General features: G+C 56.9%; 22 protein-coding genes. 10 read left to right on the top strand and 12 right to left on the bottom strand.

What is annotated here, in order from left to right:
* Positions 1-117 precede the first annotated feature (117 nt).
* Entirely contained in the window at positions 118-3231 is a 3114-nt protein-coding gene (acrD, locus tag DVA43_RS01070) for a multidrug efflux RND transporter permease AcrD (protein ID WP_114314308.1), read from the top strand.
* A 107-nt stretch (positions 3232-3338) separates the two neighbouring features.
* Here the strand turns inward: acrD and ypfM are convergent, their stop codons facing one another.
* Entirely contained in the window at positions 3339-3398 is a 60-nt protein-coding gene (gene ypfM, locus DVA43_RS01065; protein WP_015572204.1) for a protein YpfM, read from the bottom strand.
* Positions 3399-3787: 389 nt separating this feature from the next.
* On the opposite strand from ypfM, the gene DVA43_RS01060 reads away from it, so the two are divergent.
* Genes DVA43_RS01060 through DVA43_RS01050 form a run of 3 tightly spaced genes read left to right on the top strand, consistent with a single transcriptional unit; the run spans position 3788 to position 5499 of the window.
* Positions 3788-4144 carry an ArsC family reductase gene (locus tag DVA43_RS01060; RefSeq protein WP_114317050.1) on the top strand — a complete coding sequence of 119 codons (357 nt, stop codon included), beginning with the start codon at positions 3788-3790 and terminating at the stop codon, positions 4142-4144.
* A 3-nt stretch (positions 4145-4147) separates the two neighbouring features.
* A complete protein-coding gene (gene dapE, locus DVA43_RS01055; RefSeq protein WP_114314307.1) occupies positions 4148-5275 on the top strand; it encodes a succinyl-diaminopimelate desuccinylase in 1128 nt (375 codons plus the stop codon).
* Between the two features lie 26 nt (positions 5276-5301).
* Positions 5302-5499, top strand: a complete 198-nt coding sequence (locus tag DVA43_RS01050; RefSeq protein WP_039029679.1) for a YpfN family protein — start codon at positions 5302-5304, stop codon at positions 5497-5499.
* A 37-nt stretch (positions 5500-5536) separates the two neighbouring features.
* On the opposite strand, the gene ypfH is transcribed toward DVA43_RS01050, so the two are convergent.
* The 6 genes from ypfH to dapA all read right to left on the bottom strand — a co-directional run bounded on the left by ypfH (position 5537) and on the right by dapA (position 12065).
* Positions 5537-6232 carry an esterase gene (gene ypfH, locus DVA43_RS01045; protein WP_103824660.1) on the bottom strand — a complete coding sequence of 232 codons (696 nt, stop codon included), beginning with the start codon at positions 6230-6232 and terminating at the stop codon, positions 5537-5539.
* Between the two features lie 73 nt (positions 6233-6305).
* Entirely contained in the window at positions 6306-8306 is a 2001-nt protein-coding gene (locus DVA43_RS01040; protein ID WP_305773796.1) for a tRNA(Met) cytidine acetyltransferase TmcA, read from the bottom strand.
* Between the two features lie 15 nt (positions 8307-8321).
* Complete coding sequence (locus tag DVA43_RS01035; protein WP_114314305.1) at positions 8322-9185, bottom strand: neutral zinc metallopeptidase; 864 nt, start codon at positions 9183-9185, stop codon at positions 8322-8324.
* Positions 9186-9311: 126 nt separating this feature from the next.
* On the bottom strand, positions 9312-10025 hold the full coding sequence (gene purC, locus DVA43_RS01030; protein WP_103180677.1) for a phosphoribosylaminoimidazolesuccinocarboxamide synthase: 714 nt from the start codon (positions 10023-10025) through the stop codon (positions 9312-9314).
* A gap of 110 nt (positions 10026-10135) precedes the next feature.
* Complete coding sequence (bamC, locus tag DVA43_RS01025; protein WP_114314304.1) at positions 10136-11170, bottom strand: outer membrane protein assembly factor BamC; 1035 nt, start codon at positions 11168-11170, stop codon at positions 10136-10138.
* 16 nt (positions 11171-11186) lie between these two features.
* The gene (dapA, locus tag DVA43_RS01020) at positions 11187-12065 is read right to left on the bottom strand and encodes a 4-hydroxy-tetrahydrodipicolinate synthase (RefSeq protein ID WP_103180679.1); all 879 of its coding nucleotides are present in this window, start codon (positions 12063-12065) and stop codon (positions 11187-11189) included.
* 145 nt (positions 12066-12210) lie between these two features.
* Between dapA and DVA43_RS01015 the strand changes: the two genes are divergently transcribed.
* Both DVA43_RS01015 and bcp read left to right on the top strand, forming a co-directional pair.
* On the top strand, positions 12211-12780 hold the full coding sequence (locus tag DVA43_RS01015; RefSeq protein ID WP_197080105.1) for a glycine cleavage system transcriptional repressor: 570 nt from the start codon (positions 12211-12213) through the stop codon (positions 12778-12780).
* On the top strand, positions 12780-13250 hold the full coding sequence (bcp, locus tag DVA43_RS01010) for a thioredoxin-dependent thiol peroxidase (protein ID WP_039029687.1): 471 nt from the start codon (positions 12780-12782) through the stop codon (positions 13248-13250). Before DVA43_RS01015 ends, bcp begins: the two co-directional genes overlap by 1 nt.
* 95 nt (positions 13251-13345) lie before the next feature.
* Here bcp and DVA43_RS01005 read toward each other — a convergent pair whose 3' ends face one another.
* A complete protein-coding gene (locus DVA43_RS01005) occupies positions 13346-14407 on the bottom strand; it encodes an AI-2E family transporter (protein WP_114314303.1) in 1062 nt (353 codons plus the stop codon).
* Between the two features lie 222 nt (positions 14408-14629).
* Here DVA43_RS01005 and bepA point away from each other — a divergent pair, with 222 nt between their 5' ends.
* Together bepA and arsC are read left to right on the top strand one after the other, a co-directional pair.
* Positions 14630-16093, top strand: a complete 1464-nt coding sequence (gene bepA / locus DVA43_RS01000) for a beta-barrel assembly-enhancing protease (protein ID WP_114314302.1) — start codon at positions 14630-14632, stop codon at positions 16091-16093.
* An 11-nt stretch (positions 16094-16104) separates the two neighbouring features.
* Positions 16105-16464: an arsenate reductase (glutaredoxin) gene (gene arsC / locus DVA43_RS00995; protein ID WP_114314301.1), complete on the top strand. Its 360-nt coding sequence runs from the start codon at positions 16105-16107 to the stop codon at positions 16462-16464.
* Between the two features lie 32 nt (positions 16465-16496).
* Here arsC and DVA43_RS00990 read toward each other — a convergent pair whose 3' ends face one another.
* The 4 genes from DVA43_RS00990 to DVA43_RS00975 all read right to left on the bottom strand — a co-directional run bounded on the left by DVA43_RS00990 (position 16497) and on the right by DVA43_RS00975 (position 20991).
* A complete protein-coding gene (locus DVA43_RS00990; protein ID WP_214422612.1) occupies positions 16497-17198 on the bottom strand; it encodes a DnaA inactivator Hda in 702 nt (233 codons plus the stop codon).
* A gap of 95 nt (positions 17199-17293) precedes the next feature.
* Positions 17294-18583 (bottom strand): uracil permease, encoded by a 1290-nt coding sequence (gene uraA / locus DVA43_RS00985; RefSeq protein ID WP_114314300.1) that lies wholly within the window; start codon positions 18581-18583, stop codon positions 17294-17296.
* Between the two features lie 94 nt (positions 18584-18677).
* Complete coding sequence (upp, locus tag DVA43_RS00980; RefSeq protein WP_032613066.1) at positions 18678-19304, bottom strand: uracil phosphoribosyltransferase; 627 nt, start codon at positions 19302-19304, stop codon at positions 18678-18680.
* A gap of 256 nt (positions 19305-19560) precedes the next feature.
* A complete protein-coding gene (locus DVA43_RS00975; protein WP_114314299.1) occupies positions 19561-20991 on the bottom strand; it encodes a 6-phospho-beta-glucosidase in 1431 nt (476 codons plus the stop codon).
* 278 nt (positions 20992-21269) lie between these two features.
* On the opposite strand from DVA43_RS00975, the gene purM reads away from it, so the two are divergent.
* Positions 21270-22307, top strand: coding sequence for a phosphoribosylformylglycinamidine cyclo-ligase (gene purM / locus DVA43_RS00970; protein ID WP_114314298.1), 1038 nt, complete (start codon positions 21270-21272; stop codon positions 22305-22307).
* Entirely contained in the window at positions 22304-22945 is a 642-nt protein-coding gene (purN, locus tag DVA43_RS00965) for a phosphoribosylglycinamide formyltransferase (protein ID WP_114314297.1), read from the top strand. The genes purM and purN overlap by 4 nt, the downstream gene beginning before the upstream one ends.
* Positions 22946-23077: the final 132 nt, after the last annotated feature.

Genomic DNA, 23077 nt, shown 5'->3' with positions numbered 1-23077 from the left:
AGCGCATGATAATTTACATTATCTCCTTTATTTCTCCACGTTTGACATCTCCCTTGCCGCTAGAGTGAAGCGGGCTATCTACAATTACGACGCGCAGCAAAACGAGGTCCTATTTTAATGGCGAATTTTTTCATCGATCGCCCCATTTTTGCCTGGGTGCTGGCAATTTTATTGTGCCTGACCGGCACGCTGGCTATTTTTTCTCTCCCTGTTGAGCAGTACCCGGATCTTGCCCCGCCTAACGTGCGGATCACGGCTAACTATCCGGGGGCATCCGCACAAACCCTGGAGAACACCGTTACCCAGGTGATTGAACAGAACATGACGGGCCTCGACAACCTGATGTACATGTCGTCCCAGAGCAGCGCCACCGGCCAGGCATCGATAACGCTCAGCTTTACCGCGGGCGCTGACCCGGATGAAGCGGTGCAGCAGGTGCAGAACCAGCTCCAGTCAGCCTTGCGTAAGCTGCCGCAGGCGGTGCAAAACCAGGGCGTGACGGTGCGCAAAACCGGCGATACCAACATCCTGACCATCGCCTTTGTCTCCACTGACGGTTCAATGGATAAGCAGGATATCGCCGACTATGTCGCCAGTAATATTCAGGATCCGCTGAGCCGTATCAACGGCGTGGGGGATATCGACGCCTACGGGTCGCAGTACTCCATGCGCATCTGGCTCGACCCGGCGAAGCTCAACAGCTTCCAGATGACCGCGAAAGATGTCACCGACGCCATTGAATCGCAGAACGCCCAGATTGCGGTGGGTCAGTTGGGGGGCACCCCGTCCGTGGATAAGCAGGCCCTGAATGCCACCATTAACTCCCAGTCGCTGTTGCAAACGCCCCAGCAGTTCCGCGACATCACCCTGCGTGTCAATCAGGATGGCTCCGAGGTGCGCCTGGGGGATGTCGCCACCGTGGAGATGGGGGCCGAGAAGTATGATTACCTGAGCCGCTTTAACGGCAAGGCGGCCTCCGGGCTGGGGGTCAAGCTGGCTTCCGGCGCCAACGAGATGGCCACCGCAGAACGGGTTATCGACCGTCTCGACGAGCTGTCGCACTACTTCCCTCACGGGCTGGAGTACAAAATCGCCTACGAGACCACCTCGTTCGTGAAGGCTTCTATTGAGGATGTGGTGAAAACCCTGCTCGAAGCCATCGCGCTGGTGTTCCTGGTCATGTACCTGTTCCTGCAAAACTTCCGCGCAACATTAATCCCCACCATCGCCGTCCCGGTAGTGTTGATGGGCACCTTCACGGTGCTCTACGCCTTTGGCTACAGCATCAACACCCTCACCATGTTTGCGATGGTGCTAGCGATAGGCCTGCTGGTGGATGATGCCATCGTGGTGGTGGAGAACGTCGAACGTATCATGAGCGAAGAGGGACTCTCGCCCCGGGAAGCGACGCGTAAATCGATGAAGCAGATCCAGGGCGCGCTGGTGGGTATCGCCATGGTGCTGTCGGCGGTGTTCGTACCGATGGCCTTCTTTGGCGGTACCACCGGGGCGATCTACCGTCAGTTCTCGATCACCATCGTGGCGGCGATGGTGCTGTCGGTGCTGGTGGCGATGATCCTCACTCCGGCGCTGTGCGCCACCCTGCTTAAACCCCTGCATAAAGGTGAACACCACGGTCAGAAAGGCTTCTTTGGCTGGTTCAACCGCATGTTTAACCGCAACGCGGCGCGCTATGAGGCGGGCGTGGGGCGGGTTCTGCATCGCAGCCTGCGCTGGATGCTGATCTACATTCTGCTGCTGGGGGGCATGGTTTTCATGTTCCTGCGCCTGCCCACCTCGTTCCTGCCACTGGAAGACCGGGGCATGTTTATCACCTCCGTGCAGTTACCGAGCGGCTCGACCCAGCAGCAGACCCTGAAGGTGGTGCAGCAGGTGGAGTCGTACTTCTTTAACCAGGAGAAAGACAACGTGCTGTCAGTCTTTGCCACCGTCGGCTCCGGCCCGGGCGGGAACGGACAGAACGTGGCGCGTATGTTTGTCCGTCTGAAAGACTGGGATGAGCGCGATGCCACAACCGGCAGCTCGTTTGCCATTATCGAGCGCGCTACCAAAGCCTTCAGCCGCATTAAAGAGGCGCGGGTCTTTGCCAGCAGCCCACCCGCGATCAGCGGGCTCGGCAGTTCGGCGGGCTTTGATATGGAGTTGCAGGATCACGCCGGGGCCGGACATGATGCATTGATGGCCGCCCGCGACCGTCTGCTGGAGCTGGCCGGAGAAGAACCTTCCCTGACCCGCGTGCGTCACAACGGTCTGGACGACAGCCCACAGCTGCAGATCGATATCGATCAGCGTAAAGCCCAGGCGCTGGGCGTCTCCATCGATGATATCAACGATACCCTGCAAACCGCGTGGGGTTCGAGCTACGTGAACGACTTTATGGATCGTGGCCGCGTGAAAAAGGTCTATGTGCAGGCGGCGGCCAAATACCGCATGCTGCCGGACGATATCAATCTGTGGTACGTGCGTAATAAAGAGGGCGGCATGGTCCCCTTCTCGGCCTTTGCCACCTCGCGCTGGGAGACAGGCTCACCGCGCCTGGAGCGCTACAACGGCTACGCCGCGGTGGAAATTGTCGGTGAAGCCGCGCCGGGCGTCAGTACCGGTACCGCGATGGATGTGATGGAAAATCTGGTGCGGCAGCTGCCTGCCGGGTTTGGCCTCGAGTGGACCGCCATGTCCTATCAGGAGCGCCTCTCGGGTGCTCAGGCTCCGGCGCTGTATGCCCTGTCGCTGCTGGTGGTATTCCTCTGTCTGGCCGCGCTGTATGAGAGCTGGTCGGTGCCGTTCTCGGTGATGCTGGTAGTGCCGCTGGGGGTTATCGGCGCCCTGCTCGCCACCTGGATGCGCGGCCTGGAAAATGATGTCTATTTCCAGGTAGGGCTGTTAACGGTCATCGGTCTGTCGGCGAAGAACGCCATTTTGATTGTCGAGTTCGCCAACGAGATGAATGAAAAAGGTCAGGAGCTGATGGCCGCCACCCTGGAAGCCTGTCGCCAGCGCCTGCGCCCCATCCTGATGACCTCGCTGGCGTTTGTGTTTGGCGTTCTGCCGATGGCGACCAGCTCTGGTGCGGGCTCAAGTAGCCAGCATGCGGTGGGTACCGGGGTGATGGGCGGGATGATTTCAGCCACTGTTCTCGCCATTTACTTTGTTCCGCTGTTCTTTGTTCTGGTACGGCGACGTTTCCCGTTAAAGGAAAAACAAAAATAAGATACTGAAAATAAAAAAGGCGTCCTTACCGGCCGCCTTTTTTGTGTGTTAATTTTCACACTTTTATTATTTAGAAAATTAAGTGCTCTTGCGTTTCTTGCTGAATGTCATTTACGAAGCATGCCTTCGATAAAATCTTTCCAGTTCCCCAGTTCACGTTCAATCATAACTACCTCTCTTATTATTATCGGCCATTCTACGAGAATATATCATCATTGTGAAGAGTTTTTAATCAGTGATACTGCTCTACCCCCGTTGGTACGACTGGCTTGTAGATACTATGGGCCCTACGCGTTAAATTTTATGTGACCAACTGCAATATTTTGAAATAACCTTAATCAGAGCCGGGAAAATAACTTTGTAGTTGTTCTTAAATGCATTTTTGGCCGTCAGCGCTCTATGCAATAAAGATGAAATAATATTCACGACTTAAGTACAATTTGTCCCGCTGCTGAATATTCAATAAGGTAATAAAACAAATGTGTTATATTTCCACAAACGTTTAACCATCGAAATTACTGAGCAACTGGCCATTTTTAAGACAAAAGGACTCACCATGATCACCCTGTATGGCATTAAAAATTGCGACACTATCAAAAAAGCTCGCCGCTGGCTGGAGCAAAACAACGTTGAGTACCGTTTTCACGACTATCGCGCCGATGGTATTGATGCTGATTTGATGCAGAAATTTATTGCTGAGCTGGGCTGGGAAGCGCTGCTCAACACGCGCGGCACCACCTGGCGCAAACTGGATGAAAGCCTGCGGGCCAGCATCAACAGTGCCGATAGCGCAGCCGCATTAATGGTGGAAATGCCCGCAATCATCAAACGCCCATTGCTCTGGGCGCCCGGTAAGCCTATGCTGCTGGGTTTCAACGAAAATCAATACCAAACCTATTTTATTGAGGTGTAGTCTATGTCATGCCCGGTCATTGAGCTGACTCAGCAGCTTATTCGCCGCCCCTCCCTGAGCCCTGATGATGCGGGTTGTCAGGCTTTGATGATCGAACGCCTGCGGGCGATTGGTTTTACCGTCGAACCGATGGATTTTGGCGATACGCAAAATTTCTGGGCCTGGCGCGGCCAGGGTGAAACGCTGGCATTTGCCGGACATACCGATGTGGTGCCAGCCGGTGACGCCGATCGCTGGATCAATCCTCCTTTCGAACCGACCATCCGCGACGGCATGCTCTTTGGTCGTGGCGCGGCGGATATGAAAGGATCGCTGGCAGCGATGGTGGTTGCCGCCGAACGTTTCGTGGCGCAGTACCCGAACCATAAAGGCCGCCTGGCGTTTTTAATCACCTCTGATGAAGAGGCCAGCGCTAAAAACGGCACCGTGAAGGTGGTTGAAACGCTGATGGCCCGTAATGAACGTCTGGATTACTGCCTCGTGGGCGAGCCGTCCAGCACCGAAATGGTGGGCGATGTGGTGAAAAATGGCCGTCGCGGCTCTATCACCTGCAACCTGACCATTCACGGCGTCCAGGGCCACGTGGCTTATCCGCATCTGGCCGATAACCCGGTACACCGCGCCGCGCCGATGCTCAACGAGCTGGTAGCGATCGAGTGGGACAAAGGCAACGAGTATTTCCCGCCGACCAGCATGCAGATCGCCAACATTCAGGCCGGTACCGGCAGCAACAACGTGATCCCTAGCGATCTCTTTGTGCAGTTCAACTTCCGCTTCAGCACCGAGCTGACGGACGAGATGATCAAAGCCCGCGTCGTGGCCCTGCTGGAGAAACACCAGCTGCGCTACAGCATCGACTGGTGGCTTTCCGGGCAGCCGTTCCTGACCGGGCGCGGCAAACTGGTGGATGCGGTGGTTAACGCCATCGCGCACTATAATGAAATTAAACCGCAACTGCTGACCACAGGCGGTACCTCTGACGGACGCTTTATTGCCCGCATGGGTGCACAGGTGGTCGAACTTGGGCCGGTGAATGCCACGATTCATAAAATCAATGAATGCGTGAATGCCGCTGATTTGCAACTGCTGGCCCGTATGTATCAACGTATCATGGAGCAACTCGTCGCCTGACGATTGCCCCAAAGAAGGATAAGCGAATGGACTGGCTGGCTAAATACTGGTGGATCCTGGTACTGGTTTTTCTGGTAGGCGTACTGCTGAATGTGATCAAGGATCTCAAGCGCGTTGACCACAAGAAATTCCTCGCCAACAAACCCGAACTCCCCCCACATCGTGACTTTAACGACAAGTGGGATGATGAAGACGACTGGCCGAAGAAAGACCAGAAGAAGTAATGCCTTTCCCTCTCCCCGGCGGGGAGAGGGTTATCCGCTAAAAGAACTCCACGATGTCGTCATCATTGGGCTTGCCGCCGCTGAGCGCTTCATCGAAGTAACGTTTCGGCACGGTAAAACGCAGGTGATCCAGGGCAAACTGCATGCTGCGATCGTCAATGGCGTGTCCCAGATCGTCGACAATATCCAGCGTCACATCACCGCCCGCGCGGATCAGCGCCTCCTGAGCAGCAACCGCATGGGACAGCTCAATCACGCGATCTTCCCCGCCGTGGATCAGATGAATAGTGGTTCTGGTGGTCGCCTGTCCGGGCAAGGTCGCATAGCGGCCATTGAAAGCAATTACCCGCGAGACCAGGCCTGGCTCCGCTTTTATGCTCTCCAGCGCCATAATCGCTCCCTGGGAAAAACCGATCAGCGCTGTGGCATCCGCCTTCACACCGCTTTGCTGCTGCCAGTAACGCACCGTTTCGACAAAGGTGGGCATGATGGCATCCACACGCCCCTGACGGCTCTCTTCGGTCACATCCTGCACGGAAAACCACTGGCGGCCGTTCGGGCCGCAAGGCTCCGGAGCGCCCACGCTGACCACAAGCGCGTCAGGAAACAGTGGCGCAAACCAGCGGCCAATCTCCCCCATATTGACCGGGTTGTCGCCAACGCCATGAAACAGCAGCAGAAGCTGTTTGGCTGGCATAGCGGGGCTCTGGACAACAAAATGGTCATGTTTCATGGCAGTCTCCTTAATGGGTAAGCGGGATTCTACGCCTGACAGGCAGAATGAACATGCCAGTTTACTGATGAAGTTATTGAAAAAATTGCCATTGCAAAACCGTCTGCTTCAGCTCCTGACAGCGCTGACTGTCCAGCTGCGCCAGCGCCTGGCCCGCCTCGCTGCGTAGACGACTCAGTAACGCCTTGCGCCCGTTCAGCCCCAGACTCTGGCTCAGAGCGCCGTCGTCCCGGTCCTGCTCGATTTTGCCCCGCAAGCCTGCCAGGGGCAGCACCGTTGACCGCAGCAGGCGCGTCAGACTGGCAAACGACGCCGTGAGAGGGCGATGCGCAAAAGCAAATCCGGCCAGCTCCAGCCAGTCATCATCATTAAGGGTAGACTCACCCGCGGGCTCTACCGGGATCTTTTCTCCGTTCATGCGTTCAATCACCGCGGCATCACGACAGAGCCGCTGATGCTCGCGCTGACACAGCGCCTGCCCCGCCGGGCTGAGCGGCAGGAGCGCCATCGCCGTGAAGCAGCCGCTGCTGGCCTCCCGGTGGTTCCCCATCCGCACCAGCACAAAACCGCAGCGCTGCCAGAAACGCCAGAGCGCGTCGGTGTAGCCAAAGCTCACAGAAAGGTAGTCGAGGCTCGTCTGCTGGCGGGCCGCGGCCACCAGCGCCCGGCCAATGCCTTCGCCCTGGCGGGCAGGATGGACGGCTACGCGGGTCACCCGTCTCGCGCTCAGCGTTGCCGCCAGGGGCGAGCCCCCGTGTGCCGCCAAAGATTGCGCCACCAGATTGCCGCGCGGACGCCGGAAGCCCGCCCATACCGCCCGGCTGAGCGCCGGGCTTAAGCCTCCCTCCTCCACCAGCCACAGCGCGCCGCAGACGCTCTCCCCTGCCCGGGCGACGGCAAAATGCTGTCCGGGGGCATCCATCATGCGTCGCAGATCGAGGGGGGATGTCCGGTAGTGGGCGGCGCAAAGCAGTTTATAGACCGCCGCCGGAAGCGCAGGGGCGCGGTTCCAGGCCTCCTGCTCCAGGGTTGCGTAGCTGATCTCCCCCAGCGGGATGCTCTCGTCGGGCTCATCATCAAACAGCAGCACCTGCGCGATAAGGCGCTCCAGCGGGCACCCTGCCGCCCAGCGCACCGGGGTGGAGAGGGTGAAGTAACGCAGCCCGGCAAAACGGGCGCAGAATTTCAGCAGGAACCCCCTGCCGGTGCCCTCATAGCCCTGCACCGTGGTGGTAAGCAGGACCCGGGGGAAGCGCGTCACCAGCCGCTCCAGCAGCGGGCCGGGAATGGCCGCCGCCTCATCAACGATCAACCAGTCGGCATGCTCGTCCGAGGCCAGCAGCGCATCAGGAGCCATAAAGCGATAGCGCTCACCGCCGAAACGGGCAATGACGTCGGTCGCAGCCCTGGCGGGAGCGGTGACTATGGCGTTGCCCATAATGCGATGCAACAGCATGCCCGCCAGCGCCGACTTGCCGCGCCCGCGCGGAGCGGTGACGGCAGCGACGCCTTCGGGCATGGTAATGAGCTGGTCGAGTATCGCGGCCTGCTCGCTCTGGGGCTCGCCGTTGGCCGGATGCCAGTCGGGTGCGGGTGGCGTTGGCGTAAGCATAAAAGGCTCGCCCTGCTGCCAGCGTAACACCTGCGGATCGCCCAGGATGTGGCGGCAGAAGCGGTCAATAAAGCGCGGCGTAGGGATGGGCTCTGGCCTGTCGCTCCAGCGCAGCGAATCCTGGTCGGGAATTTTTGGCCACTGTGTCAGGGCGGGGGTGAGTAGAACCAGTAGACTGCCGGCTTGCAGGGTGCCCGCCACGGCAGCAAAGGCCGAGACGTCGAAGCCGTGCCGGGCGTCGAAGATAGCGTGAAGAAACTCACGGCCCAGCAGCTGATGCAGCGCCTGGGGCGCGCAGGATGGCGGCTGCGGGGCATCAGCGCCAATCCACAGCCACTCCCCGGGATAGTCCTCTTTCAACAGCCGCGCCTGCTGCTGCGTCCATGTTTCATCCCCGCTCAGCACCAGCAGTCGCCGGTGCCCTTCCCGCGCCAGTTGTTCAGGCAGGCCTGATAAATTCATCCCTGACATTGAAGATTACAGCGCCTTGCCGAAGGTATTGCACTGTGCCGGATCGCCGCCGTCAAAGCCCTTTTTGAACCAGTTATAGCGCTGTTCTGACGTGCCGTGCGTAAAGCTGTCTGGCACGACATGGCCCTGACTTTGCTGTTGCAAACGGTCATCGCCAATGGCGTGGGCCGCGTTGAGGGCCTCTTCCAGATCGCCCGCCTCCAGCACGCCCTCCTGCTGCATCTTGTGACCCCATACACCGGCGAAGCAGTCGGCCTGCAGCTCCATGCGTACCGACAGGGCATTCACCTCTCTCTCGCTGGCATTCTGCTGGAGCTGACGCACTTTTGGCTCGATGCCGAGCAGTTTTTGCACGTGATGGCCGACTTCATGAGCGATAACATAGCCCTGTGCAAAGTCGCCGTCGGCGCCCAGCTTATGTTTCATGTCATCGTAGAAGGAGAGATCGATATAGACGGTAGCGTCAGCAGGACAGTAGAACGGCCCCATGACCGATTGTCCGGTGCCGCAGCCTGTGCGGGTAGCGCCGCGATACATCACCAGCTTCGGTTGCTGGTAGGTACGGCCCATTTTTTCAAACAGCTGACCCCAGGTATCTTCCGTGGTGGCGAGAATGACCGATGTAAATTTCGCCGCCTCGTCTTCGCTCGGGCTGATGGAGCGCGTTGCCTGCTGCTGTTGCTGCATCGGTTGCCCGGTTAACAGCCCGCTCAGGTCGACCCCGTAGTAGCCCGCCACCACGACCACCAGCAAAATAATAATGCCGCCCTTGCCTCCCGGCAGGCGAAATCCCGGGCCGCCCATTGACGGGCCCCCACTGCTGCGTCTGTCATCCACATTGTCACTTTCACGACGCCCTTGCCAGCGCATAATCCCACCTCGAAAAATATCATCTTGATAATAGGTATGATCGTAGGCGCTTCGAAGCAAGATTACCACAGGAAACAGGATTGAGATGCCAGAGGAGGCTGTGCTCCTCTGACAGGTAAGGCAGGATTAATCGAGTTTAACACCCAGACGGTGAGCAACGGCTTCGTACGCTTCAATCAGGCCGCCCAGGCTTTGGCGGAAGCGGTCTTTGTCCATTTTATCCAGGGTCTCTTTGTCCCACAGGCGGCTGCCGTCCGGGGAGAATTCATCACCCAGCACCACTTCACCTTTATACAATCCGAATTCCAGTTTGAAGTCGACCAGGATGAGGCCCGCGTCGTCAAAGAGCTTCTTCAGCACGTCGTTGGCTTTGAAAGTCAGCTCCTGCATACGCGCGAGGTTCTCTTTGCTCACCCAGCCAAAGGTTTCGCAGTAAGATTCGTTGACCATCGGGTCGTGCATGGCGTCGTTTTTCAGGAACAGGTCGAACAGCGGTGGGTTCAGCTCCATGCCCTCTTCGATGCCCAGACGCTTCACCAGGGAGCCCGCGGCGCGGTTACGGACGACACATTCAACCGGCACCATATCCAGCTTCTTCACCAGACACTCTGTATCGGACAGTAACGCTTCCATTTGCGTCGGGATACCCGCCTCTTCGAGCTTGCTCATAATGAAATGGTTGAACTTGTTGTTCACCATGCCTTTACGGTCAAACTGCTCAATGCGCGCGCCATCTCCTGCTGACGTATCATTGCGGAACTCGAGCACCAACAGATCCGGGTTTTCGGTGCTGTATACGGTTTTCGCTTTGCCACGATACAACTCAGCTTGCTTCTGCATCTTCATTACTCCTGGTGTGATGATTTGTGTTCAAAACTGGAGATATTATGCCACGCACACGTTTGCGTAGCACGAAAATTAAAAGGGCTGGATTAACCAGCCCCTTTTTTTTACTTGTTGAATGCCGCCTGAAGGACAGCGACCAGCGCATCATTCTGCGACTGGGTCAGCGTATGGCCTTTCGGATCGATAAACTGCAGGCTGCTACGGTTATCCAGATCGCCGACCTGAAGTTTGTAATCGCCTGAAGCCAGACCCGGATCGCGTACGCCCAGCTCTTCCCAGTTGCTGTCAGAGAGCGGTTTGTAGGTGAGCGTCATGCTGCCGGTTGAGCGGGTGCTGTCGGTGACTTTCATGCCGACACGCTCAAGGGTGGAAGGCAGACGCTGCCAGACCTGGTTGAACGGACCACGCACCACCAGCATTGGCAGACCGGTATCGTCGGCAGCGCTCTGCACGTCGAAGGTGGCACCATTACGGTTCTGAGCAGCATTCGCCGCGTCGGTGGCACTCTTATCAAGACCCGCAGCAATCACGTTAAGCAACTCGGTGCTGTAACGCTGCAAGGATGCCGCGTCGGCAACCGGTTTGCCCGCCTGCTCCAGGTTGATGAGCTTAACCACCACCGCCTGCTGATAACCCTGAGGTTTAACAGAGACTTGATAGCGCCCACGGTACTGTTGATCTTCATCCAGACGGCTCCATTCGATCCAGTCTGTCGTCAGCGTCTGGCTGGCATCGTCGCGCTGGGTAATCGCGTAGTTCTTCGACTGAAGTACGCTCACCACCTGCGGCCACAGCTCGGCATTGCGCGCGCTCTCAACCTGCAGCGTCGCGGTATCGCCGGTGAACTGAGTACGCGCCCCGCTTACCAGCGCCAGAGGCTGTGCTGGCGGACGAATATCAAGCGCTTTGCCTACCGCGCCGCTACCGTTGGCAACCGGAATGTTGTAGTCGCCATTCTGAATGGGCAGGATCATGCCAGCAGGTGCATGAAGTTCAGCAAGCGGCGCAGCATCCAGATAGGATTCGTCACCGCTCACCTGGCGCTTGTAGCGTGAATCTGAGCTACAGGCCGCGAGCAGCATAACAAGCGAAACACCCGCAACCTTCGCCAGGCGCGACTTCTGTACTGAGTAAGCCATCAAATCTCCCTAAACTTTACAGCAGACCGGCATGCTTCAGCGCCGCAGTGACCGTTTCACGACCGTGGTCGGTAATCGGGGTCATTGGCAGACGCAGCGTATCGGTCGCTACAAGTCCCAACTCCTTACATGCCCATTTCACTGGGATTGGATTGGGTTCGACAAATAATTTGTTGTGCAGCGGCATCAGACGCTGGTTAATCACACGCGCTTCCTGGAAATGACCAGCCGCAGCCAGTTTACACATTTCAGCCATATCGCGGGCTGCAACGTTAGAGGTCACGGAAATCACGCCGTGGCCGCCGAGCTGCATAAAGTCCAGCGAGGTCGCATCATCGCCACTCAGCAGAATAAAGTCGTCTGAAACCAGCTCTTTGATCTGATGAACGCGGCTTAAGTTCCCGGTCGCCTCTTTAATACCGATAATATTTTTTACTTTCGCGAGGCGGCCTACCGTTTCTGGCAGCATATCGCAGCCAGTGCGCGACGGCACATTATACAGAATTTGTGGCAAGTCAGTATGTTCAGCGATGGCTTTGAAATGCTGGAACAGACCTTCCTGGGTTGGGCGGTTGTAGTATGGGGTTACCGTCAGGCAACCTACTACGCCGCTATCGTTGAAGCGCTGGGTCAGGCTGATGGCTTCAGCCGTGGCGTTGGCACCTGTACCAGCGATAACCGGGATACGCCCGTCAGCCAGTTCAAGGGTCATCAACACCACTTCGCCATGCTCTTCGTGGCTCAACGTAGCAGATTCACCGGTAGTCCCTACCGAAACAATCGCCGAGGTTCCGCTGGCGACATGATAATCAATCAGTTTCTTCAGGCTTGACCGGCAGACATTACCTTTCTCATCCATCGGTGTTACAAGCGCGACAATACTTCCCGTGAACATGGGCCATCCTCTGTGCGTACAAGAGCCTCAATGGTACGTTTGGTGCTGTAATAAAAGCAAGCGACGTGAGACCTCCAGGTTATTGTATGCCGGTTTTTTTTATGCTTTCCTTAGAAAGACTAAACCACGCAAAGGAAGAACAGGTTTGACAACCTCATCACAACATTACCTGGTTATTACTGCGCTGGGTGCCGACAGGCCGGGGATCGTGAACACCATTACCCGCCACGTCAGTAGCTGCGGCTGCAACATCGAAGACAGCCGCCTGGCGATGCTGGGTGAAGAGTTCACTTTCATCATGCTGCTTTCCGGGTCGTGGAATGCGATCACCCTGATTGAATCGACCCTGCCGTTAAAAGGCGCAGAGCTGGATCTGCTGATCGTGATGAAGCGCACCACCGCGCGCCCGCAGCCGGCTCTGCCCGCTACCGTCTGGGTCCAGGTGGAAGTGACTGACTCCCCGCATTTAATCGAACGCTTTACCGCCCTGTTTGACAGCCACCAGATGAATATCGCCGAGCTGGTCTCGCGGACGCAACCGGGCAAAGATGACACCGTGCCGAAACTGTTTATTCAGATCACCGCCCACAGCCCGGCGTCGCGGGATGCCTCAAATATCGAGCAAGCGTTCAAAGCCCTCTGTACAGAACTGAATGCGCAAGGCAGTATTAACGTCGTCAATTATTCCCAGCATGAACAGGATGGAGTTGAGTAATGAATCCACTGAAAGCCGGTGACATCGCACCGAAATTTAGCTTGCCCGATCAAGACGGTGAGCAAGTAAATTTGACCGACTTCCAGGGACAGCGTGTACTGGTCTATTTCTACCCGAAAGCCATGACCCCAGGCTGTACCGTACAAGCCTGCGGCTTACGCGATAACATGGACGAGTTGAAAACCGCCGGCGTCGAAGTGCTGGGTATCAGCACCGACAAGCCGGAAAAACTGTCTCGTTTCGCCGAAAAAGAGCTGCTTAACTTCACGCTGCTTTCTGACGAAGATCACCAGGTTTGCAACGCGTTTGGCGTCTGGGGTGAGAAAACCTTTATGGGTAAAACCTATGACGGTATCCACCGCATCAGCTTCCTGATCGACGCTGACGGCAAAGTTGAACACGTGTTTGATGACTTCAAAACCAGCAATCACCACGATGTGGTGCTGGAGTGGGTGAAAGCGAACGCCTGATTCGGCTCTTCGCTTGTTTCGCCGGGTGGCGCTACGCTTACCCGGCCTACAAAACCCGTAGGCCCGTGCAAGCGTTAGCGCCGCCGGGCAACAGCCTACTCCTCCACTGCCGGCACATCCGGCCAGGCATGCACCACCGCTTTGACCAGCGTTGCCAGCGGGATCGCGAAGAAGACTCCCCAGAATCCCCATAATCCGCCAAAAATCACCACCGACAGAATAATGACGAGCGGATGCAGGTTTACCGCTTCCGAGAACAGCACCGGCACCAGCAGGTTTCCGTCCAGCCCCTGAATAATCAGATAGACGACAAAACAGCTCCAGAACTCGGTGCCCAGACCAAACTGGAAGAGCGCCACGCCCACCACCGGAATGGTGACCACAAACGCCCCGATATAGGGAATCAGCACCGAGAAGCCCACCAGCACCGCCAGCAGCAGCGAGTAGTTCAGGCCGAAGATTAAGAAGCCAATCCAGGTGGCAACCCCAACGACAATCATCTCCAGCACTTTGCCACGAATGTAGTTGGTGATCTGCTGGTTCATCTCCTTCCACACCTGCCCTGCCAGCCCACGGTTACGCGGCAGGACGCGACGCACCGCGTTAAGCATCTGATCTTTGTCCTTGACCAGGAAGAAGACCATCAGCGGCACCAGCACCAGATAGACCGCCAGCGTCAGCAGGCCCACCAGCGACGCGAGGGAGAATTTCACCACCGTATCCCCCATCGTCATGATGCGGGTGCGCATGTTCTCGGCCATGGCATCGATGATGCCCGCATCCATCAGGGCCGGATAGCGGCGCGGCAGGGTGGCGGCAAAGTCTGAGAGTTTGCTGAGCATCCCCGGCATATCGCGGATGAGATTGATCCCCTGCTGCCAAGCGATCGGCAATACTACAAAGGACATCACCATCAGGATGCCGACAAAAAAGACCAGCACGATGATGCTGGCCCAGCGGCGGGAACAGCCAATATTTTCCAGCCGGACGGTAGGCCACTCCAGTAAATAGGCGAGCACGATCGCCACCAGTAGCGGCGCCAGCAGTCCGCTAAAGAAGAAGAGGATGCCAAAACCGGCAACCAGAATAACCAGTAAAGCAATGGCCTCGGGGTCGCTAAAGCGACGGCGGTACCACTGCATTAATAACTCGAGCATTCAACCCTTCCCTGAAGATATTGGCGGAACGTAAAGGGTGAATTGTATCGAAGAGTTAATGAAAAGACTTTCGCTTTTTCTTGCTCCGTCACAAAACGCAAAAGCCTGAAAAGAGGGATTTTCTTATCGCCCTGAGGCGCATACACTTGCAGAGCAGCCGCAGATGAACGATATGCGGGTTCTTCGGTCAAATTAGCACACCCACCAGACAGGACAGAGGTTATGTTCAGGCAGTTGAAAAAAACGTTGGTTGCGACGCTCATCGCTGCGCTGACCGCTGGCCAGATGATGCCAGCCTTCGCTGACTCTGCAGACGCATTGCCGGATATGGGCACCTCGGCAGGAAGCACGCTCTCCATTGGTCAGGAGATGCAAATGGGCGATTTCTACGTGCGCCAACTGCGCGGCAGTGCGCCGCTGATCAACGATCCATTGCTGGTGCAGTACATCAATTCGCTGGGGATGCGCCTTGTCTCCCACGCGGATTCGGTAAAGACCCCTTTCCTCTTCTATTTGATCAATAACGACGAGATAAACGCCTTCGCCTTCTTCGGCGGCAACGTGGTGCTGCACTCGGCGTTATTCCGCTATGCCGACAACGAAAGCCAGCTGGCCTCGGTAATGGCGCACGAAATTTCTCACGTCACCCAGCGTCACCTGGCGCGCGCGATGGAAGATCAGAAGCGCAGCGCCCCGCTGACCTGGGTGGGCGCACTAGGCTCTATCCTGCTGGCGATGGCGAGCCCGCAAGCGGGTATGGCTGCGCTGACCGGTACCCTGGCGGGAACCCGTCAGGGGATGATCAGCTTTACCCAGCAGAATGAACAGGAAGCGGACCGCATCGGTATTCAGGTACTACAACGCTCCGGGTTCGACCCGCAGGCGATGCCGAACTTCCTCGAAAAGTTACTCGACCGGGCGCGCTACTCCTCGCGTCCGCCGGAAATTCTGCTGACTCACCCCCTGCCGGAAAGTCGTCTCTCGGATGCCCGCAACCGTGCCAACCAGATGCGTCCGGTGGTGGTGCAGTCCTCAGAAGATTTCTATATGGCGAAGGTCAGAACCCTCGGCATGTACAACTCGGGGCGCAACCAGTTGACCAACGATCTGCTGGATGCCCTGAACAAAGGCAACGTGCGTGAACAGCGCGCTGCCCGGTATGGCCGTGCCTTACAGGCGATGGAGGCCAGCAATTATGACGAGGCCCGCAAGAACCTGCAGCCGCTGCTGACCGCAGAGGCCAACAATGCCTGGTATCTTGATCTGGCCACCGACATCGACTTAGGGCAGAAAAAAGCCCAGGATGCGATCAACCGTCTGAAAGGCGCCCGTGACCTGCGCAATAACCCGGTCCTGCAGCTCAACCTGGCGAATGCTTACTTACAGGGTGGACAGCCGCAGGAAGCCGCGCCCATTCTCAACCGCTACACCTTCAATAATAAAGATGATCCTAACGGCTGGGATCTGCTGGCCCAGGCGGAAGCCGCGCTCGGCCATCGCGATCAGGAGCTGGCAGCCCGCGCCGAAGGTTATGCCCTGGCCGGACGTCTGGATCAGGCCATCTCCCTGCTGAGCAGCGCCAGCTCGCAGGTGAAACTCGGCAGCCTGCAACAGGCCCGTTACGATGCCCGTATCGATCAGTTGCGCCAGCTGCAGCAGCGCTATCGCGCGTATGAAAAGATGTAAAAGGAGAAAAGATGTCTGACGCGGTTACGATCTACCATAACCCTCGCTGCTCAAAGAGCCGCGAAACCCTGACCCTGTTGAAAGCCAACGGCGTTGAGCCGCAGGTGGTGCTCTATCTGGATACGCCGCCGGATGCCGACACCCTCCGCACGCTGCTTGCCCAACTGGGAATGACCAGCGCCAGAGCGTTAATGCGCCAGAAAGAGGAGCTTTACAGAGAGTTGGGTCTGGCAGACAGCGCGCTGAGTGAAGAGGCGTTAATTCAGGCGATGGTAGAGCATCCGAAGCTGATTGAGCGCCCGATTGTGGTGGCCAACGGCCAGGCCCGGATTGGACGCCCGCCTGAGCAGGTGCTTGAGATTGTGAAGTAAGCAGGATTGGCCCGGTAGCGCGTGCGCCGGGCCTATAGATTGAGAATGTCTTTCACAAAAGGAATGGTAAGTTTCCGCTGGGCAGTGATGGATGCCTTATCCAGCTGATCGAGGGTCATAAACAGCGTACGCATCTCGCGATCTAAACGTTTTAGCAGAAAACGTCCCACATCTTCCGGCAGTTCAAATCCCCGTAACCGCGCTCGCAGCTGCAAAGCCTGCAGTTTATCTTCATCGGAAAGCGGCTGTAATTTGTAGATTTGTCCCCAGTCGAGACGCGAGGCCAGATCGGCCAGCCCGAGATTTAACTGACGCGGCGGTCGATCGCCGGTAATCAGCAGCCGGGTCTTTCCGGACTCCAGAATGCGGTTATAGAGATTGAAAATCGCCATTTCCCACAGCTCATCCCCCGCCACGCATTCGATATTGTCGATGCAAACCAGCGACAGCTGTTCCATCCCATCGAGCACCTCCGGCACAAACCAGGTGCGTTTATCCAGCGGCACATAGCCGACCGCATCCCCGCGCTGAGAAAGTTCAGCACAGGCGGCGTGAAGCAGATGGCTGCGCCCTGCACCTTCGCGTGACCAAATATAGATGTAACCGCTGTGCTCCTGGCGCAACACGTTTTGCAGTGCAGCCAGTAAAGAGGGGTTATCACCCGGCCAGAAACTCGCGAAAGTTTCGTCGTCGGGAAGATAGAGTGGCAAAGAGAGCTGTGCCGGTGCGTTCAGAAATACCTCAACCAGGTCTTACTCGGAATCGGCCCAGAGTTTAACACGGAACAAGCGGGGAGAGAACCGGGCGGATCGGCCGCCCGGTTGCAGGATCAATGCGAGACTTTTTCGCTCTCTTCGGCGTCCAGCACCACCTCTTCCGGGCGCAGAACGGAGATCAGCTTGAAGATCAGGGCCAGACCGATACCAACGATGGTCGCCAGCGCCATGCCTTTCAGCTCGGCTGCGCCAATGTGCACCTTGGCACCGCTGACGCCGATAATCAGGATCACCGAGGTCAGGATCAGGTTTTGCGCTTTGCTGTAGTCAACTTTTGAGTCGATCAGAACGCGAATACCGGAAGCGCCGATCACCCCGTACAGCAGCAAAGAGACCCCGCCCATGACCGGAACCGGAATGATCTGGATCGCTGCCGCCAGCTTACCGACGCAGGAGAGCAGGATGGCGAAAATCGCCGCGCCGCCGATAACCCAGGTGCTGTACACACGAGTAATGGCCATCACGCCGATGTTTTCGCCGTAGGTGGTGTTTGGCGTGGAGCCGAAGAAACCGGAGATGATGGTTGAGAAGCCGTTGGCAAACATCGAGCGGTGCAGACCCGGGTCGCGGATCAGGTCGCGCTTGACGATATTGGCCGTGACCACCAGGTGACCGACGTGCTCGGCAATCACCACCAGCGCCGCAGGCAGAATGGTGAAGATGGCAAACCACTCAAAGCGCGGGGTGTAGAAGGTTGGCAGCGCGAACCAGTGGGCCTGCGCAATCGGGGTGGTATCCACAACGCCCATCGCGAAGGAGAGCGCATAGCCTGCCAGTACGCCGATCAGGATCGGGATAATTGCCATAAAACCACGGAACAACACGGAGCCAAAGACCGTCACGCCCAGGGTTACCAGCGAGATAGTAATGGTTTTAGTATCCGGGGATTGCCCGTCTGCAGGCAGCAGACCCGCCATGTTCGCCGCCACACCGGCCAGCTCAAGACCGATGACGGCAACGATTGCGCCCATCGCCGCAGGGGGGAACATCACATCCAGCCAGCCGGTCCCCGCTTTCTTCACAATGAAAGCCACCAGACAGAACAGCACGCCGCACATAATGAAACCACCCAGCGCCACTTCATAGCCTAACGGCAGCAACAGCAAGACCGGGGAGATAAAGGCAAAGCTGGAGCCCAGGTAGGCCGGGATCTTACCTTTACAAATAAAGAGATAAAGCAGCGTACCGATGCCGTTAAACAGCAGCACGGTGGCCGGGTTAATGTGGAACAGAATGGGCACCAGCACGGTTGCACCAAACATCGCAAACAGGTGCTGCAAACTAAGCGGGATTGTCTGTAAAAGTGGCGGTCTTTCACTCACCCCGATAGCACGGCGCGTCATAGAATCTTCCTCAAGTGTTGTTTGTTTTAAGCGGTTGGGTTTTTTATTCAAAAAAAAGCCGACTATCAAAGTCGGCTTCTTTTTCGTTATTCACTTATTTAGTACCAAAAATCTTATCGCCGGCATCGCCGAGGCCCGGGATGATGTATCCGTGCTCGTTCAGGCCCTGATCGACAGAGGCGGTGTACAGCTCAACGTCCGGGTGCGCTTTTTCCAGCGCGGCGATGCCTTCCGGCGCGGCAACCAGTACCAGCACCTTGATGCTGCTGCAGCCGGCGTTTTTCAGCAGATCGATCGTGGCGATCATCGAACCACCGGTGGCCAGCATCGGGTCAACGACCAGCGCCATACGCTCGTCGATGTTGGAGACCAGCTTCTGGAAATAAGGCACCGGCTCCAGCGTCTCTTCGTTACGGTAGATACCGACCACGCTGATACGCGCGCTCGGAACGTGCTCCAGCACGCCTTCCATCATGCCCAGACCCGCACGCAGGATTGGCACAACGGTAATTTTTTTGCCTTTGATCTGCTCAACCTGTACCGGGCCGTTCCAGCCTTCAATGGTCACAGTTTCGGTTTCCAGATCGGAAGTTGCTTCATAGGTCAGTAAGCTGCCAACTTCAGAGGCGAGTTCACGAAAGCGCTTAGTGCTGATGTCATGCTCACGCATCAGGCCCAGCTTGTGTTTAACGAGTGGGTGTTTCACTTCCACAATCTTCATTCTCTTTCTCCTTCGGGTGGCAGCCACAAAAAAAATCGCCGGATTATACCGCTTTTTTTGGATAGCGCCATACCCATCTTGCTTGACCGGGATCAACCAAAGTGAATTAGAGGCTGTCAGAGAGTATAAAAGAGACAAAAAAAACCGGCGGGGGATCGCCGGCTTTTGTACGGGTTTTCGCCCGGCGGCGCTGCGCTTGCACGGGCCTACGGTTTTGTAGGCCGGGTAAGACGAAGCCGCCACCCGGCAGTGGTGTTTAAAGCGACTCGCCGTTGCTGGCGATCACCTTCTGATACCAGGCGAACGACTTTTTCTTGCTGCGATTCAGCGTGCCGTTGCCTTCGTTGTCTTTATCGACATAGATAAAGCCATAGCGTTTTTTCATCTCGCCCGTTCCGGCAGAGACCAGATCGATACAGCCCCACGGGGTGTAACCCATCAGATCCACGCCATCTTCCACCACCGCTTTTTTCATCTCACGGATATGGGCGCTGAGATAGTCAATGCGGTACTGGTCATTGACCGTACCGTCGCTCTCCAGCACGTCGATGGCGCCAAACCCGTTCTCGACAATAAACAGCGGCAGCTGGTAGTGATCCCAGAACCAGTTCAGGGAGTAACGCAGCCCCACCGGATCAATCTGCCAGCCCCAGTCCGATTTCTGCACATAGGGGTTGGAGACCAGGCTTTTGCTTTCGTCGTAGTCGAGCTGCGGGTTGTCCTCTGTGGCTTTGGTGGCAAACGACATGTAGTAGCTGAAGCCGATGTAATCCACGCAGCCCTGCTTCAACGCCGCTTTATCCTCTTCGGTGATATCCAGCGCAAAACCGCGACGGGCAAAGTAGTTCAGCAGGTGTTGCGGATAGGCGCCGCGCACGTGTACATCGGTGAACCAGTAACGGCGGTGCATGGCGTTCATCGCCATCATCATGTCGTTCGGGGCGCAGGTCAGGGGATAGATCGGACACATGGCGATCATACAGCCAATTTTCAGCGACGGGTTGATGTCGCGTCCGGCTTTTACCGCCAGGGCGCTGGCCACCAGTTCATAGTGCGCCGCCTGGAACATCACCGGCTCACGATCCTCACCCGGCTGGTACTTCAGCCCGGAGTTGGTAAACGGGGCGAAATCTTCGTGGAAGTTGGCCTGGTTGTTGATCTCGTTAAAGGTCATCCAGTACTTCACTTTGTGCTGATAGCGCTCGAACACCACGCTGGCAAAGCGCACAAAGAAGTCGATCAGTTTGCGGTTACGCCAGCCGCCGTACTCTTTCACCAGGTGATAAGGCATTTCGAAGTGCGACAGGGTAATCACCGGCTCGATGCCATGCTTCAGGCACTCATCAAACAGATCGTCGTAAAACTGGAGCCCTGCCTCATTGGGTTGCTGTTCATCGCCTTTCGGGAAAATACGCGTCCAGGCAATGGAGGTGCGGAAACATTTAAAGCCCATTTCCGCGAAGAGCTGGATGTCATCTTTATACCGGTGATAGAAATCGATGGCTTCATGGTTGGGGTAGTTTTTGCCCGGCAGTACGCCGTCGGTAATTTCGCGGGGGACGCCGTGGGCGCCAGCGGTCATCACGTCTGCCACGCTCGTGCCCTTCCCGCCCTCCTGCCAGCCGCCTTCAAGTTGATGCGCCGCCACCGCGCCGCCCCACAGAAAACCCTCTTTAAATCCTGACATGCGATATCCCTCATTCAGCGTTAATTATCGGCAAAAAAGAGTACAGAAACCGGTTTCAGTGAAATGATGTGCATTCACTGGCAGGGTTGCAAGAATAAGAATGTACCCGGTTTCATTTTCGTGAACAGGTTCAAGTTTGTACGCTAAGAGGCGATTTTTACTCGATTTTCAGGCGCACGATTTTCTGTTGCAGAATGGGCTCGCAAACGTTTGCCTGGACTGTTAGAATTGCGCCGATTTTTCTTATATCGCAATGCAATCGCGTGGGGACTTGAGCCGTGACCAACAAAACTTCTCTCAGCTACAAAGATGCCGGTGTAGATATTGACGCAGGTAATGCGCTGGTTGACCGTATCAAAGGGGTAGTTAAAAAAACCCGCCGCCCGGAAGTGATGGGTGGGCTGGGAGGATTCGGCGCCCTGTGCGCGCTGCCGCAAAAATACCGTGAACCGGTTCTGGTCTCAGGCACCGACGGCGTGGGCACCAAGCTGCGTCTGGCGATGGATCTGAAACGCCACGACACCATCGGCGTTGACCTGGTTGCGATGTGCGTGAACGACCTGGTGGTTCAGGGCGCTGAGCCGCTGTTCTTCCTCGACTACTACGCGACCGGCAAGCTGGACGTCGACACCGCAGCCAGCGTCATCAGCGGTATCGCAGAAGGCTGTCTGCAGTCAGGCTGTGCGCTGGTGGGCGGTGAAACCGCTGAAATGCCGGGCATGTACCACGGCGACGATTACGACGTTGCTGGCTTCTGCGTGGGCGTTGTCGAAAAATCAGAGATCATTGACGGCAGCAAAGTGGCCGACGGCGACGTGCTGATTGCGCTGGGCTCCAGTGGCCCGCACTCTAACGGCTACTCCCTGGTGCGTAAAATTGTTGAAGTGAGCGGCTGCGACCCGCTGACCACCGAGCTGGAAGGCAAACCGCTGGCGGATCACCTGCTCGAACCGACCCGCATCTATGTGAAATCCATTCTGGAGCTGATTGAGAACGTGGACGTTCACGCGATTGCCCACCTGACCGGCGGCGGCTTCTGGGAAAATATTCCGCGCGTGCTGCCGGATAACACTCAGGCGGTGATCGATGAATCCTCCTGGCAGTGGCCAGCGGTATTCAACTGGTTGCAGGATGCCGGTAACGTCAGCGATCACGAGATGTATCGCACCTTCAACTGCGGCGTGGGGATGGTTATCGCCCTGCCGGCAAGCGAAGTGGACAAGGCTCTGGCGCTGCTGCAGGCGAAAGGTGAAAACGCGTGGAAAATCGGTATCATCAAAGCGTCTGATTCCGAACAGCGTGTGGTCATTGAATGAAAAATATAGTGGTGCTCATTTCCGGTAACGGAAGTAATTTGCAGGCTATCATCGATGCCTGCAAACAGAAGAAGATCAACGGCACCCTCCGCGCAGTATTCAGTAACAAGGCCGATGCATACGGCCTTGAGCGTGCCCGCGACGCGGGCATTGCCGCGCATGCACTCAGCGCCGCCCAGTTTGCCAGCCGCGAGGCCTTTGACCGCGAGCTGGTGCAGGAGATCGACGCCTATGCCCCGGACGTGGTAGTGCTGGCTGGCTATATGCGGATCCTTAGCCCGGCGTTTGTGGCGCACTATGCCGGACGCCTGCTGAATATCCACCCTTCCCTGCTGCCAAAATATCCTGGCCTGAATACCCACCGTCAGGTGCTGGACAATGGCGACCAGGAGCACGGCACCTCGGTCCATTTCGTTACCGACGAACTGGACGGTGGCCCGGTGATCCTGCAGGCGAAAGTGCCGGTGTTTGAAGGCGACAGCGAAGAGGATGTGACCGCCCGGGTGCAGACCCAGGAGCACGCTATCTACCCGCTGGTGGTGAGCTGGTTCGTTGATGGCCGTCTTGAAATGCGCGACGGCGCCGCCTGGCTGGATGGCGCGCCGTTACCCCCGCAAGGTCACGCGGCGGAAGAGTAAACTTTTGCCGGGTGGCGCTATCGCTTACCCGGCCTACAGCACCTTTTGCCCCGCCAACTCTCTATTATCCCTCAAGAAAAAATTTAACTGTCATACTTTTCTGACACAGTTGGACATATAGTGGAAATGCTC

Origin of the sequence: Leclercia sp. W6 (assembly GCF_003336345.1) — a bacterium.
Taxonomy (GTDB): Bacteria; Pseudomonadota; Gammaproteobacteria; order Enterobacterales; family Enterobacteriaceae; genus Enterobacter.
This window is presented reverse-complemented; position numbering and strand designations above follow the sequence as displayed.